This is a genomic window from Pseudoduganella sp. RAF19, assembly GCF_052114165.1.
Classification (GTDB): Bacteria; Pseudomonadota; Gammaproteobacteria; order Burkholderiales; family Burkholderiaceae_D; genus Rugamonas.
The window spans coordinates 640853-654531 of record NZ_JBFREF010000005.1 but is presented as its reverse complement, the minus strand read 5'-3'; the positions used below and the strand labels follow the sequence as shown (position 1 = coordinate 654531).

Genomic DNA, 13679 nt, shown 5'->3' with positions numbered 1-13679 from the left:
GCTTACTCCTCTCCCTGGTCAAAGATCTGGGCGAAATCGTCGCTCGCGCTTTCGTCGCGGTACTCGTCTTCGTCATCACCCTCGTCGCCCTCGGCCAGCTGGTCGAGGGAGGTATCGTCTTCATCCCACATGCGCGGATGCTTGTGCAGGAAGGCGGTGATGATGGCCTGGCGACCCAGGTCCGGGTAATTCTCTTCAATGGCTTCCAGCATCTTGGCCGGCGTGCCGTCCGGGCACGTTGCAGCGCCAAACACACGGGCCGGATCGCCGTATTCGAAGTCTTCAGCATCCTTCAGCACGGCCTTGGGATCATGGAACTCGATCACGTCGACCAGCGCGAAGGCCATCATGTTCAGGTCCTCGATGCCGCTGCCGCTGGCGTATTCGGCCATCAGCGTGTCCAGCATCTTCTTGTAATTCTTCTGATCGGGCGGATCGCCGAGGATGCCCTCGATCTGGCCGGCCAGCTCGCGCGCCTGGTAGGCGAACTCGTGGTGTACTTTGCTCATTACTGCTTGATTCCTTTGTTACGCAGCGGGCACGGAAACGCCGTGCAGGCTGAAGACCGAACGCCACTGGCTGTAAGCCTCGGCTTCGGGGTCGACAATGATGCGATGGTGCAGGCTCTGGTTGTACTCTTCGCGCCTGGCCGGGTCGGACAGCACCTCGTAGGCCTTCACGATGGCCTTGAAGCGCGCGTCGGCGCCGGGCTCCTGGTTGCGGTCCGGGTGGAAACGCATGGCCAGCGATCGGTAAACCTTCTTGATTTCCTCGTCCGAGGCATTGGGCGCGACACCGAGCACATTATATAAATTTTCCATAAGGAAACTCCGGAGTCGATTTTTAAACGTGCAAAGACGAATTATCCTATATAAAGGCACGGCCGTCCCATCATCGCCCCGGTCGTACGGTAAAATGGTGGACATTCGACTCTTTTTCCACCGTTTTCTTCCATGAGCAACGACAAAAACAGCACCGCAACGGCGCCAGCGCCGAATTTTCTGCGCAATATCGTTGAAAGTGACCTGACAACCGGTGCCCACGACCGTCCGGGCCTGCCATCCGTCATCACCCGCTTCCCGCCGGAGCCAAATGGCTACCTGCACGTCGGCCACGCCAAGTCCATCTACACCAACTTCGGTCTGGCGCGCGATTTCGGCGGCCGCTGCCACCTGCGCTTCGACGACACCAATCCGGAAAAGGAAGAACAGGAATACGTCGACTCCATCATCGACAGCGTGCGCTGGCTGGGCTTCGACTGGGAATACAAAGGCCCGGTAGGCGCCGGCGACCACCTGTACTACGCGTCGGACTACTTCGACAAGCTGTACGAGATGGCCGAGTACCTGATCAAGGTGGGCAAGGCCTACGTCGACAGCCAGAGCGCGGCCGACATGTCCGCCAACCGCGGCAACTTCAGCACGCCCGGCACCAACTCGGCCTTCCGCAACCGTTCCGTGGACGAGAACCTGCAACTGTTCCGCGACATGAAGGCGGGCAAGTTCAAGGATGGTGAGCACGTCCTGCGCGCCAAGATCAGCGAAGACGCCATGGCCTCGCCGAACATGAATATGCGCGACCCGGCGATCTACCGCATCCGCCACGCACATCACCACCGCACGGGCGACAAGTGGTGCATCTATCCGATGTACGACTACACCCACCCGATTTCGGACGCGCTGGAAAACATCACGCATTCCATCTGCACGCTGGAATTCCAGGATCACCGCCCGTTCTACGACTGGCTGCTGGCCACGCTGGCGGAAGGCGGCTTCTTCGAACAGCCGGTGCCGAAGCAGTACGAATTCGCGCGCCTGAACCTGACCTACATCGTCACCTCCAAGCGCAAGCTGCGCCAGATGGTGGAAGAAGGCATCGTGGACGGCTGGGACGATCCGCGCCTGCCAACCATGGCCGGCATGCGCCGCCGCGGCTTCACGCCGGAAGGCATTCAACTGATGTGCGAGCGCACCGGTGTGACCAAGTCCGATGGCTGGATCGACTTCGGCGTGCTGGAAGGGGCCGTGCGCGAAGACCTGGACCCGAAAGCGCCGCGCGCGATCGCCGTGCTGCGTCCGCTGAAACTGATCGTCGAGAATTTCCCTGAAGGCGAATCGGTGGAGTGCACCTCCCCTGTTCACCCGCACCATCCGGAACTCGGTCACCGCACCTTCCCGTTCACGCGCGAACTGTGGATTGAAGAAGAAGACTTCATGGAAGTGCCGACCAAGGGCTACTTCCGCTTCACGCCGCCAATCGACGGCAATCCGGGCAGCCGCGTGCGCCTGAAGTACGGCTACGTGGTGGAATGCACCGGCTACGACAAGGATGCCAACGGCAAGGTCACCGCCGTGCGCGTGAAGTATTTCGAGGACTCCAGGTCCGGCACGCCGGGCGCCGACAACTACAAGGTGAAAGGCAATATCACCTGGGTCAGCGTGGCTGCCGCGCTGGAAGCGGAAGTGCGCCTGTATGACCGTCTGTTCACCGAAGAAAAGCCTGATTCGGGCGGCCGCGATTTCAAGGAATTCCTGAATCCGAAAGCGCTGGAAAAGGTAAAAGCCTATCTGGAGCCAGGCCTGAAAGACGCCACTCCGGAGCAGCGCTACCAGTTCGAACGCCATGGCTACTTTGTCGCCGACCGCGTCGATTCGCAGCCGGGAAAACCCGTGTTTAACCGTATCGTTACACTGAAGGACAGCTGGGCGAAGTAAATGTAATCGTCCCTGTCTAGAACAAGAAAAGCCGCCTTCGGGCGGCTTTTTCTTTACTTGCTTTGATTTCAATCAATATGGCATAAATGCAACGAATACCTTATTGCATGCATTACGGAAAGTAAATATATTCAACCAACTTTCCCTCAAGGTATTCCTCTTRCCCACCAATCTGCTCAACCGTTTGTACTCGCCCCGCAAGCCAACCTGGTGGACCGGTTTGCTGCTGTCGTTTTGCGTGGGTTTGGGGTTTTACGTCATGTCCAGCAACACGGTGGACTACGAGGCGAACGAGCGCTTCCGCCATCTGGCCCGTAACGCGCAGTTCAACATCGATTCCAGCATCAAGGCCTATACCGAAGTCCTGCGCGGTACGGCCAGCTATTTTCAGGCATCCGGCAGCGTGACACGCGAAAGCTTCCGCCGCTACGTACAGGGACTGGATCTGGCACACAATTTCCCGGCCGTCGACAGCATCAACTATGCGCAGTATTTCACCGACGAGCAGCGCGCCGCCGTCGAAGAACAGATGCGCAAACTGGGCGAAACGGACGACGGCTACCCGGCTTACCGCATCCGGCCCGCGGGCCACCGTCCCGAATATGCCGTGTTGACCATGATCGAGCCGCTGGACGGCTTTGCCGATCGCTTCGGCCTCGATATCGCCGCCCGCCCCAGCGTGGCGCAATCCGTTTTCAACGCCCGCGACAAAGGCACCATGAGCGGCTCCTTCGAGCCTATCCCGCTGCGCGCCCGTCCGGACGACGTGGGCATGGCCATGCGCATTCCGATCTATCGCCACCAGCGACAGCCTTTCACCACAGTCGAAGAACGCCGCGCCGCCAATATCGGATCGGTCGGACTGGGTTTCAGCGTGCAGCGCCTGGTCAAGAATGCACTGGGCGACATGCCGGACCATCAGGTGCACGTGGTGCTGTACGACGGCGGACTGGCCAGCGCGCCGCTATCGGCGGATCACCCTGGGAAGCTGCTGTACGACAGCCAGCCCGGCACTAGGGCAAATCCCGACGACCAAAGTTTCATTCTGTCGCTGCCGGTCCAGTTCAACGCGCGCTTGTGGCAGGCGCATTTCAGCGTGCCCAGATACTCGCTGTACTCCCGCTCCAATGTGTATCTGCCAGGCGTGGCAGGCGCCGTGGGCTTCGGCGCGAGCATGCTGATTTACGCCCTGTTCATGATTCTCGCCTCCTCGCGCCGCCGCGCCGTGCGCATGGCGCGCGCCATGACGCGCGAGCTGCGCGACAGCCAGTCCAAGCTGCAGCTGTCGCACCAGCGCCTGCGCATGCTGGCGGCGCACACCGACCAGATTAAGGAAGAGGAACGCAAGCGCATCGCCCGCGAGATCCACGACGACCTGGGACAGAACCTGCTGGTGCTGCGCATCGAGGTCGACATTCTCGTCACGCGCACTGCCCTGCGCCACCCGCGCCTGCATGCACGGGCCGTGTCCACACTGCGCCAGATCGATAACACCATCCGCAGCGTGCGCACCATCATCAACGATCTGCGCCCCAATGTGCTGGACCTGGGACTGGGCGCCGCGGTCGAGTGGCAGGTGGCGCAATTCCGCCAGCGCTCCGGCATTGTGTGCGAACTGGTCGAGGATGGTGCCGACATTGCTGCGGACGACCGCTGCGCGATCGCCTTCTTCCGCGTGCTGCAGGAGTCGCTCAGCAACATCTACCAGCATGCCCACGCCAGCCTGGTGCGCGTCGAATTGCGCCAGACTGCAGGCATGTTGCGCATGACGATTACCGACAATGGTATCGGGATCAACCCCGGCAGCCGCAACAAGACTGGTTCCTTTGGCCTGGTGGGCATCGAAGAGCGCATCAACCTGCTCGGCGGACATTGCTCCATCTGCGGCAATCCGGACAGCGGCACCACGGTCACGGTAGCGGTGCCGGTCGGTTATCGTCACGCCAACGCACTGAGCTTAACGGCATGAACGTAACTCAACATTAATGCCCATGTAACAATTCATCGCGCCAAACTACTGATTTAAAAGGAACATTTATGTGTTGTATCGTGCGCTCATCAACGAATTGTTACTTGTATTCTAGCGGTCGCTGTCTATACTTGAGCTAGTTGATCTACATCAACGTTGCGTTCCCAAACTTCTGAACGTCCCTGATGCCAGGCAAGTAGCGCTCCAGCCCCCAGACGGCATCTTTAACTCTTCAACTTCATTTGAGATAAAGGGATTTCACTCATGATTTCTTCTGAAAGCTTCAAGGCTATTGCCGATCTGGATCTGGAACCGATCAAAGTCAAACTGATGCACGAGGAATCCGGCGAGGGCTGGTCGCTGGAAAAAGTCAACGCGATCGAATTCGAATACCGCCGATTCCTGTACCTCATGAAGATGTTCCCGAACGAGCAGACTGCACCGCTGATGGACGTGGATATCTTCTGGCACTATCACATCCTGGACACCATGAAGTACGCGGTGGACTGCGAGAATGTGTTCGGTTATTTCCTGCACCATTTCCCGTATATCGGCCTGCGCGGTGAAGATGACGAAGAAGCACACGAGCGCGTCGGCAATCGCATGAAGGAGCTGTATGAGGAAACCTTCGGCGAAGATTACCTGCGTTCGGAAGTGGCCTACTCCGGCCGCGTCGCAGCGCCGGACTTCAGCGCCAAAACGGCTTACTCGGGCCGAGTGAGCGTGGCTTATTCGGGCCGCGTAGCTGGCGAGCAGATCGCCTACTCGGGCCGCGTTGCGGGCGCCCAGACCGCGTACTCGGGCCGTGTCGCTGGCGAGCAAGTGGCATATTCCGGCCGCGTTGCCGCCGAAGCGAAGACTGCCTACTCCGGCCGCGTCGCTGGCGAAAAAGTGGCCTACTCTGGCCGCGTGGCTACCGAAGCGAAGACTGCCTACTCCGGCCGCGTCGCTGGCGAAAAAGTGGCCTACTCTGGCCGCGTGGCTGCCGAAGCAAAAACTGCCTACTCCGGCCGTGTCGCTGGTGAACAAGTCGCTTACTCCGGCCGCGTAGCCGCCGAAGCGAAAACTGCCTACTCCGGCCGTGTCGCCGGCGAACAAGTGGCCTATTCTGGCCGCGTGGCTGCCGAAAAGACCGCCTACTCGGGCCGCGTGGCTGCACAAACCGCTTACTCCGGCCGCGTGTCGGCCGAAGCGAAGACTGCCTATTCCGGCCGCGTCGGCACCCAGGCAGCTGAAGCGGAAACCACAAAATTCTATGCAGAGCGTCCGCGCCTGACTACTGCATAAATTCAGCCGTCCTGAAAACGGCAACGGCCGCCACCTGGCAACAGGTGCGGCCGTTTTTTTACGTCCAATGGAACGCTTAGTGCGCCATCATTTCGCGCAGTTCGCGGATGCTGAAATCGCTGATTTCGTGCATGCGGATCAGGATGGTAGCGCCGATTGGCAGCGTATTGTGACGGATCTTCGAGATCACAGGCGGCGCAACTTCCAGCGCGCGCGACAGAGCAGCATCATTCTTCAGCTGCAGTTTCTCGATAATCGCGTCGAGAACGCGGTTAGGGTTGTAGGACGTGGAGGCGGTGATTTCTTTCAGGGACGACATGATCTCAGTTCTTCTCTAAATGTCGCCAAAAAGCGACAGAAATTTCACAAAATATTCAGCGGTAATTTACTAAAAAATCGCCAAAAACCATCGTCGTTGACGCTTTTTAGTGCACATGACCGATATCATACATGTTTTTGTTGCTTTCGGCTTAACGCCGCGCAACTTTCGTTAGAATTCGATAGATTCTATCGCGAAATCTTGTGGTAGGAAATTTTCATGCATAAGAAAGGCTTGTTTAACGTGGATCACGCGGCCCAAAAGGCAGGCAAATCCAGGTTAAGGCCATGAGGGCGCCCAGCTGAAACAGGGCCGATGGCAGGAAGATCGCGGCGGGCAAAGCCCCCGCCGCAGGTTCGTGTTCAACGCGCCAGTCAAGGCGGCGGCGGATTTCGTCCGGCGGCGGCGGCGGCAAATGCGCGCGCCCGCGCTGAAGCAGATAGGCACGAACCTGTTCTTTGGTGGGATGGGTGGCGTTCATTGCGCTCTCCTTCCTTGTGCTGGGCTCACGATAGCCCCAGATTTCAGGCCGTCCATTGAGCGAGATCAATAGGGCGACCGTCTCCACATGCAAGTGTGCGCGAGAAAGCTTACATCCGGCTTTCGCTGAGTAAAAAAGCAACAGTCGGATACCGCAAATGCACACCCAGTTCACGCTTTATACGGCCATTCGACAGGCGGCGCGACTCCGACATGAATGACAGTAAAGTCGGCGACACCGCCTTTGCCAATTCAGCCCGCGGCAAACGCGGCGGACGCGGCAGGCCGTGGGCATCTGCCACGGCATCGAAATAGTCGCCCATCTTCATATCGCTGTCATCGACCGCATGGTAGACCCGGCATGGCTGGCCGCGCAGCAGCGCAGCCGCCACAATGCGCGCCAGGTCGTCCGCATGAATGTGATTGGTGTAGACGTCATCCTCGCTGCGCAAGGCTGGCGTGCCCTCTTCCAGCCGCTTGATCGGCAGCCGGTCGCCCGCGTAAATGCCCGGCACGCGCAGGATCGACAGCCGCCCTGCCGAGCGCCGCGCCCACCGGCGCAACACCTGTTCCGCATCCACCCGGCGCTGCGCGCGGGCATTGCGGGGCGCCACGGTACGGGTTTCATCCACGAAGGCGCCTTGCAAGTCGCCATACACCCCTGTGGTGCTCACATAAACCACGCGCGCCCGGTCAGGTAAAATGGCGGTCACATTGCGGGTACGGCGGTCGATCTGACCCTCGGTTTGGGGCGGCGCCAGATGCACGACCGATTGTGCCAGTCCCGCGAGACGGCTCAGTGAAGCAGGCTGGTCAAGATTTGCCAGCAGGGGCACGGCCCCGGCGGCACGCAGTTCGGCAAAGCGCTCGCGCTGGCTGGTGACGGCAAACACGCGGTACTGATCGCGCACCAGAGGCAGCAGACGCATACCCACATCGCCGCAGCCGATAATGAGCAGGCGCGGCTTGTTGAATTTTTTACTGATATCCATTTTTGAGATTGTATGTCTTTCCAAATTACTGTTCAGCCTAGTGGCCACCAATTCAGCTGTGAAGAAGACGAAACCGTATTGGCGGCGGCCATCCGCGCAGGCGTAGGCCTGCCGTATGGCTGCAAGAACGGCGCTTGCAGCTCCTGCAAGGGCAAAGTGCTGGAAGGTTCTGTCAGCCACAAGGCGCACCAGCGCCGCGCGCTGAGCGAGGAAGAGGAAGCGGCTGGCCAGTCCCTGTTCTGCTGCGCGGTGCCGCACTCCGACCTGGTGGTGCAGATCCGCGAAGTGGCGGGCAGCAGCGATTTCCCGATCAAGAAGATGCCGTCGCGCGTGACCACGCTGGAGAAGCTGGCGCCGGACGTCATCGTAATGACCCTGCAGCTGCCAGCCAACGAAACGCTGCAATACCGCGCCGGCCAGTACGTCGAGTTCATGCTGCGCGATAACAAGCGCCGCAGCTACAGTATCGCCAACGCGCCGGAGCAAGGTCCTCTGACCCTGCACATCCGCCATATGCCGGGCGGCCTGTTCACCGACCAGGTCTTCACCACCATGAAAGAGCGCGACATCCTGCGCTTTGAAGGTCCGCTGGGCACTTTCTTCGTGCGTGAGGATAACGAGAAGCCGATGGTGCTGCTGGCCTCCGGTACGGGCTTCGCACCGATCAAGGCTATCGTGGAGCATATGCGCGCCAAGGAATCCAAGCGCGAGATGACCTTGTACTGGGGCGGCCGCCGTCCGCAAGACTTGTACATGGACGCCCTGTGCCGCCAGTGGGCGGAAGAGATGCCGAACTTCAAATACGTGCCGGTGGTATCGGATGCGCTGGAAGAAGAGCACTGGTCCGGCCGCCGCGGTTACGTTCACCAGGCCGTGATGCAGGACTTGCCGGATATGTCGGGCTACCAGGTCTACGCCTGCGGCGCACCGATCGTGGTGGAATCGGCCAAGCGCGACTTCGTCAAGGAGTGCCAGCTGCCGGAAGACGAGTTCTATGCAGACGCGTTCACCACCGAAGCCGACCTTCTGAAGCCCTAAACCCCGGGGTCAGACCCCAAGGGTCAGACCCTTGCCTGCGACCACCGCGTTCCTGGGTCGGCCCTTGGGCCTGGCCCGCCTTTCGGGTTCAATATGTCATCCAACGGTTTCTCAGTCCTCCGCCACCGCAACTTCTCTTTCTACCTCGCCGCCCGTATTGCAGGCACGCTCGCCGTGCAGATGCAAAGCGTCGCTATCGGCTGGCAGGTTTATGCGCAAACGCATAATCTCTTCTACCTCGGCATGATCGGCCTCGCGCAGTTCCTGCCTTTCCTGCTGCTGATTCTGATCGCCGGCCACGCCGCTGACCGCTACAACCGCCGCAACATCATCACCTGCTGCGTCGGCGCGCAACTGGCGTGCGGACTGCTGCTGTTTGCGTACACGCACAGCGGCATGGCTGCCGTTTGGCCTGTATTCGCCATCCTGGTGCTCTTTGGTAGCGCTCGCGCGTTCATGAGTCCTGCTACGCAAGCGGTTCTGGTGAATATGGTGCCGACGGAAGACTTCAGCCGCGCCGTGGCCTTGAGCAGCTCCAGCTTCCAGGTCGCTGTGATTCTCGGCCCGACGCTGGGCGGCCTGCTGTACGTCTATGGTCCCGCAACGGTTTATACCGTTTCCTCGACACTGCTGATCTGCGCCGTGATCCTGATGCTGTTGACGAAGCCAGCACCGCAAGCCACGCGCAACGAGCCGGCCACCTGGCACAGCGTGCTGGAAGGCTTACGCTTCGTGTTCTCGCGCCCCATCGTGCTGGGTGCGATTTCGCTCGACCTGTTTGCCGTGCTGTTCGGCGGCGCGACCGCCCTGCTGCCGGCGCTGGCGCACGATGTGCTGCACATCGGCCCGACCGGCCTTGGCCTGCTGCGTACCGCGCCGGGCGCCGGCGCGGCACTGTGCTCGATTGCGCTCGCGTTCTGGCCCATTACGCGCAGCGTTGGCAAATGGATGTTCGGCGGCGTTGCGGTATTCGGCGTCTGCACCGTGATCCTCGGCTCCACCAGCAACTTCGTGGTGGCGCTGGTCGTGCTGCTGCTGATGGGCGCGGGCGATATGATCAGCGTGTACGTGCGCCACCTGCTGGTGCAGTTCGAAACGCCGGACGCGATCCGGGGACGCGTGAGCGCGGTGAACTCGGTATTCATCGGTGCATCGAACGAGCTGGGTGAATTCGAATCGGGCCTGACTGCAGGCTGGTTCGGCCTGACGCGCGCCGTGATCTTCGGCGGTCTCGCCACGCTGGTGGTCACGGGCCTGTGGACGCGCTTCTTCCCGGTGCTCACACACATGGACAAGTTCCCGCACCACGACAAGTAGTATCATGGGCGGCAATGAAAAAACCCGCCCACTACTTCATTCGCAGCCGTCCCCACCTAAGCCTGGCCGTCGTGCTGGGCGGTGCGGCGAGCCTGCTCCTTCCCGACAGCTGGTCCTACCTCACACGCGCGCTGACCGCGTGGAATATCGGCGTCTGGTTCTACCTGATTACGATGGCGTGGATGATGATGCGCGCCGATCACCACACCGTAAAGCGCATGGCCGCGCGGCAGGACGAGAAAGGCGCCGTCATCCTCGCCAGCCTGACCGTCGCCATCGTCATGAGCGCCGCCGCCATCACCACGGAGCTGGTGGCGATGCACGACCTGCCCGCGGCAACGCGCGGCCTGCATTACATCTTCGTGATGGCGACCCTGCTCGGCTCATGGTTCCTGCTCGGCGTGCTGTTCTGCGTGCACTACGCCCACCTGTACTATCAGGCCGACCAGCAAAAACCGCTGCAAGTACCCGGCAGCGAACAGCCGGATTACTGGGACTTCCTGTACTTCTCTTTTACGATCGCCGTGGCCGCGCAAACATCCGATGTCTGCGTGCAATCGAGCGATTTGCGCAAGCTGGTGCTGGGCCAGTCGGTGCTGAGCTTCTTCTTCAATCTGCTGATATTGGGGCTCTTCGTCAATATTGCAGCCTCTTTGCTGAATACCTGAGAAAGGAGTAGGATGGAATCGCGTGAGAACGCGCTTTGATGAACAAACGGGAGCAGCATATGCAAATCAATGTGAACACCGATAAAACCATCGAACGTCATGCCGGCCTTGACGACCACGTACACCAAGTGGTGCAAGCCGCGCTTCACCGGTTCGGCGAACACATCAGCCGCGTCGAAGTCCACCTCAGCGAAAACAATGCGAAGAAATCTGCAGACGGCGATATCCGCTGCATGATGGAAGCGCGTGTGAATGGCTACCAGCCTATCGCCGTCAGCGACCACGATGCCACCCTGCATCAATCCATCAATGGCGCGGCGGATAAACTGCAGCGCGCAATCGACAGCGCACTGGGACGCCTGCAAGACAGCAAGCGCCACGCCGCCCAGCCTGAGTTCACTACTACTGAGGAGTAATTAATGTCCTGAGGTACTGCACGCCGCGCAGTGCGCGGCTGCCGTACCAGGACATCATCTCGCCGTCCACCAGCTGTACCGGTTTGCCGATCTGCTTTTCGAGCGCGTCTGCGTGCTCCTCGTTGAAGCGATACGGTTCCGTCGACAGCAGCACCTGATCAATCTGCCCCACCAATGCATCCGACCATTTGAAGCTCGGATAACGTGCGTCGCCCAGTTCGGGAATCGTCCAGCCAATCAGCGCCAGCATGTGCGCAATGTACGTCTCGCGCGAAACAGTCATCCACGGGTCCTGCCAGATGCAGTAGAGCACGCGCTGCGGCGCGCCTTTTGGCGCTGCTTCCAGCGCGGCGAGTTCACGTGCGAATGCTGCGCACCAATCGTCTGCCTTCTGCCGGGCGCAGAACACGCCGCCCATCAGCTGGGCCAGCGCGATATTGTCGCGCGGCGTGATGGGATGCGTGACCACGATGTTCGGCACAAATTCCGCTAGCTTGTCGACGGTTGGCTTCTCGTTCTCGTCGATGTTCACCACCAGGTGGGTCGGCGCCAGCTTGCGGATCTTCTCGATGTTAACGTCCTTGGTGCCGCCCACTTTCGGGATCGTGCGTACAAGCTGTTCCGGATGGATGCAAAAGCCGGTGCGGCCGACAAGTTGCGGCGCCAGGCCCAGGTCGCACAGCAGCTCGGTAATGGAAGGCACCAGCGAGACGATGCGCGCATCAGGCGCGGCAGCGTGTTGCTGGCCAAGGACGTCAGTAAAAGTCATAGTGCAAGGAAACAAACATTCATGGCGTTATTGAAACACACTCGACAGCGAGTGCGCTATCATTGTCTCCTGTCCACCCCGCAGTACGGAAGTCCATCTTGAAACTGATCAGCAACTTCGGCGCCTCTTCCCATACGATCCGCGACCTGCAGCTCTTCCGCGACACGGACGAAGCCGAGGTCTTGCCCCTGCTGGCGGGCTGCCCTGTCATGCAGGTCGAGGAAGGCGAAACCGTATCCGATCCGCAGCGCGCGCGGCTCTACATCGTGCTGCGCGGCGCGCTCACGGTCGCTGCCGACACGCGCACCGGCATGAACGATGGCACCGTCAGCAAGGTCCTGCCGGGTGAAAGCGTGGGCGAGCAGTCGGTGCTGGACGAGGAAGCCAGTCTGCAGCACATCACCGCGCTGGAGCCCAGCGAACTGTTGCTGCTGGAAGCGGATCTGGTGTGGCAGTTGATCGATTCCTGCAATGGCGTGGCGCGCAATCTGCTGCGCATGCTGTCCTTCCGCATCCGCGCCGCCAATGCCCAGTTGCGGCGGCGCCAGAAACTGGGGGAGTTCTATCGCCAGCTGTCGATGGTGGATGGCCTCACCAGTCTTTACAACCGCGCCTGGCTCAACGACCTGCTGCCCAGCCTGATCGCCACGGCGCACGACACGCAATCGCCGCTGTCGCTGATCATGCTGGATATCGACCACTTCAAGCGCTTCAACGATTCGCACGGGCACTTGCAGGGCGATCAGGCGCTTCGCACCGCTGCGGGCGTGCTGAGCGGCGCGCTGCGTCCCACGGATTATGCGGTGCGCTACGGTGGCGAGGAGATGATGGTGGTGCTGCCGGATACGCCGGAGAATGTCGCTATTTCCGTTGCCGAGCGCCTGTGCGAACGCATGCAGAGGGCGATCGTGTTCCGCGACATGCGCTTGCCGCTGCCGCATATCACGGCCTCATTTGGGGTGGCGAGCCTGGAGAACGGGCAGGACGATCATGCGCTGATCGCCAATGCGGACGCAGCGCTCTACCGCGCCAAGGAAGCCGGCCGCAACCGCGTCGCGGTCCACGGCGGCCCATGACGGACCCCGCGACCGCAGTGCGCGTAGGGCGGGTCATTGACCCGCCGGCTTTATGCATTGTCGGTTGACGGTGTCTGCGCTTTGGCGAAATCGTCGAAGCCCTTCATGACCAGGTCATAGGTCTTGTCGATATTCGACGCGATATCCCCGCCCAGCACATTCAAGCCTTTGAGAATATCGCGCGCCTCGCTGAAGCCTTTTTCCACGCCGCTCTTGATGGTATCCATGAACTTGCTGAGCGCTTCGTCGCCTTCCATGCCGGGGTGCTGGTCCTTGAACGCGCTGAAGAAAGCGGTTGTCATCGACACAATACGCCCCGCCGTGCCATCCGGCGTATTGTCCTGCCCCATGGCGTTTTGAATCGCATCCGGTCCGAAATCGGATTGCAGCTGCTCGTTGATGCTATTGATCGCCGACTTGTACACCAGCGACAGCGGATCGCTGGAAGAATTCAGGGAGATCGAGGCCGATTGCTGCAAGATCGACACATTCAGCTGCATCTTCGCCTTTTGCGCCGTGTTGACCTGGGTATCCGTATTGGTCTGAGCGGGCGTCGTGCGCGTATTGAGGGAAACTGGATTTGACACAATAACCTCCTTGCCTCAGCATTCGGTAACGAGAATTCTTCACCGCA

At 60.3% G+C, this 13679-nt stretch carries 15 protein-coding genes; 8 read left to right on the top strand and 7 right to left on the bottom strand.

All coding sequences use genetic code 11. The annotated features are described in order from the left end of the window. Positions 1-2: 2 nt before the first annotated feature. Positions 3-509 carry a hypothetical protein gene (locus AB4Z19_RS16305; RefSeq protein WP_442028842.1) on the bottom strand — a complete coding sequence of 169 codons (507 nt, stop codon included), beginning with the start codon at positions 507-509 and terminating at the stop codon, positions 3-5. Positions 510-527: 18 nt separating this feature from the next. Next, on the bottom strand, positions 528-821 hold the full coding sequence (locus AB4Z19_RS16300; RefSeq protein WP_442028843.1) for a DnaJ domain-containing protein: 294 nt from the start codon (positions 819-821) through the stop codon (positions 528-530). Positions 822-953: 132 nt separating this feature from the next. Here AB4Z19_RS16300 and AB4Z19_RS16295 point away from each other — a divergent pair, with 132 nt between their 5' ends. The 3 genes from AB4Z19_RS16295 to AB4Z19_RS16285 all read left to right on the top strand — a co-directional run bounded on the left by AB4Z19_RS16295 (position 954) and on the right by AB4Z19_RS16285 (position 5970). Beyond that, a complete protein-coding gene (locus AB4Z19_RS16295; protein ID WP_442035614.1) occupies positions 954-2714 on the top strand; it encodes a glutamine--tRNA ligase/YqeY domain fusion protein in 1761 nt (586 codons plus the stop codon). 259 nt (positions 2715-2973) lie between these two features. After that, complete coding sequence (locus AB4Z19_RS16290) at positions 2974-4683, top strand: CHASE domain-containing protein (RefSeq protein WP_442035613.1); 1710 nt, start codon at positions 2974-2976, stop codon at positions 4681-4683. 264 nt (positions 4684-4947) lie between these two features. After that, on the top strand, positions 4948-5970 hold the full coding sequence (locus AB4Z19_RS16285) for a glycine-rich domain-containing protein (RefSeq protein WP_442035612.1): 1023 nt from the start codon (positions 4948-4950) through the stop codon (positions 5968-5970). Between the two features lie 76 nt (positions 5971-6046). Here the strand turns inward: AB4Z19_RS16285 and AB4Z19_RS16280 are convergent, their stop codons facing one another. From AB4Z19_RS16280 to AB4Z19_RS16270, 3 genes are all read right to left on the bottom strand, one after another. Then, the gene (locus AB4Z19_RS16280) at positions 6047-6289 is read right to left on the bottom strand and encodes a hypothetical protein (protein WP_442027960.1); all 243 of its coding nucleotides are present in this window, start codon (positions 6287-6289) and stop codon (positions 6047-6049) included. Positions 6290-6527: 238 nt separating this feature from the next. After that, positions 6528-6770, bottom strand: coding sequence for a hypothetical protein (locus AB4Z19_RS16275; RefSeq protein ID WP_442027958.1), 243 nt, complete (start codon positions 6768-6770; stop codon positions 6528-6530). A 109-nt stretch (positions 6771-6879) separates the two neighbouring features. Then, positions 6880-7761, bottom strand: a complete 882-nt coding sequence (locus AB4Z19_RS16270) for an SDR family oxidoreductase (protein WP_442027956.1) — start codon at positions 7759-7761, stop codon at positions 6880-6882. Between the two features lie 12 nt (positions 7762-7773). Between AB4Z19_RS16270 and AB4Z19_RS16265 the strand changes: the two genes are divergently transcribed. From AB4Z19_RS16265 to AB4Z19_RS16250, 4 genes are all read left to right on the top strand, one after another. Then, complete coding sequence (locus AB4Z19_RS16265; RefSeq protein ID WP_442027954.1) at positions 7774-8799, top strand: CDP-6-deoxy-delta-3,4-glucoseen reductase; 1026 nt, start codon at positions 7774-7776, stop codon at positions 8797-8799. Between the two features lie 93 nt (positions 8800-8892). Then, the gene (locus tag AB4Z19_RS16260; RefSeq protein WP_442027952.1) at positions 8893-10116 is read left to right on the top strand and encodes an MFS transporter; all 1224 of its coding nucleotides are present in this window, start codon (positions 8893-8895) and stop codon (positions 10114-10116) included. Between the two features lie 14 nt (positions 10117-10130). Continuing rightward, positions 10131-10784: a DUF1345 domain-containing protein gene (locus AB4Z19_RS16255; protein WP_442035611.1), complete on the top strand. Its 654-nt coding sequence runs from the start codon at positions 10131-10133 to the stop codon at positions 10782-10784. A 59-nt stretch (positions 10785-10843) separates the two neighbouring features. Further along, on the top strand, positions 10844-11200 hold the full coding sequence (locus tag AB4Z19_RS16250) for an HPF/RaiA family ribosome-associated protein (RefSeq protein WP_442030210.1): 357 nt from the start codon (positions 10844-10846) through the stop codon (positions 11198-11200). Here the strand turns inward: AB4Z19_RS16250 and AB4Z19_RS16245 are convergent. Next, positions 11187-11969, bottom strand: coding sequence for a helical backbone metal receptor (locus AB4Z19_RS16245; protein ID WP_442030208.1), 783 nt, complete (start codon positions 11967-11969; stop codon positions 11187-11189). The two genes, AB4Z19_RS16250 and AB4Z19_RS16245, sit on opposite strands and share 14 nt — an antisense overlap. Positions 11970-12067: 98 nt before the next feature. Between AB4Z19_RS16245 and AB4Z19_RS16240 the strand changes: the two genes are divergently transcribed. Continuing rightward, positions 12068-13045, top strand: a complete 978-nt coding sequence (locus AB4Z19_RS16240; RefSeq protein ID WP_442027492.1) for a diguanylate cyclase — start codon at positions 12068-12070, stop codon at positions 13043-13045. A 50-nt stretch (positions 13046-13095) separates the two neighbouring features. Here AB4Z19_RS16240 and AB4Z19_RS16235 read toward each other — a convergent pair whose 3' ends face one another. After that, positions 13096-13632, bottom strand: coding sequence for a DUF5610 domain-containing protein (locus AB4Z19_RS16235; protein ID WP_442027491.1), 537 nt, complete (start codon positions 13630-13632; stop codon positions 13096-13098). Positions 13633-13679 lie beyond the last annotated feature (47 nt).

Coding starts and splice junctions, on each gene's coding strand:
- AB4Z19_RS16305 (WP_442028842.1), bottom strand. CDS start 509: ATGAGCAAAGTACACCACGAGTTCGCCTACCAGGCGCGCGAGCTGGCC.
- AB4Z19_RS16300 (WP_442028843.1), bottom strand. CDS start 821: ATGGAAAATTTATATAATGTGCTCGGTGTCGCGCCCAATGCCTCGGAC.
- AB4Z19_RS16295 (WP_442035614.1), top strand. CDS start 954: ATGAGCAACGACAAAAACAGCACCGCAACGGCGCCAGCGCCGAATTTT.
- AB4Z19_RS16290 (WP_442035613.1), top strand. CDS start 2,974: ATGTCCAGCAACACGGTGGACTACGAGGCGAACGAGCGCTTCCGCCAT.
- AB4Z19_RS16285 (WP_442035612.1), top strand. CDS start 4,948: ATGATTTCTTCTGAAAGCTTCAAGGCTATTGCCGATCTGGATCTGGAA.
- AB4Z19_RS16280 (WP_442027960.1), bottom strand. CDS start 6,289: ATGTCGTCCCTGAAAGAAATCACCGCCTCCACGTCCTACAACCCTAAC.
- AB4Z19_RS16275 (WP_442027958.1), bottom strand. CDS start 6,770: ATGAACGCCACCCATCCCACCAAAGAACAGGTTCGTGCCTATCTGCTT.
- AB4Z19_RS16270 (WP_442027956.1), bottom strand. CDS start 7,761: ATGGATATCAGTAAAAAATTCAACAAGCCGCGCCTGCTCATTATCGGC.
- AB4Z19_RS16265 (WP_442027954.1), top strand. CDS start 7,774: ATGTCTTTCCAAATTACTGTTCAGCCTAGTGGCCACCAATTCAGCTGT.
- AB4Z19_RS16260 (WP_442027952.1), top strand. CDS start 8,893: ATGTCATCCAACGGTTTCTCAGTCCTCCGCCACCGCAACTTCTCTTTC.
- AB4Z19_RS16255 (WP_442035611.1), top strand. CDS start 10,131: ATGAAAAAACCCGCCCACTACTTCATTCGCAGCCGTCCCCACCTAAGC.
- AB4Z19_RS16250 (WP_442030210.1), top strand. CDS start 10,844: ATGCAAATCAATGTGAACACCGATAAAACCATCGAACGTCATGCCGGC.
- AB4Z19_RS16245 (WP_442030208.1), bottom strand. CDS start 11,969: ATGACTTTTACTGACGTCCTTGGCCAGCAACACGCTGCCGCGCCTGAT.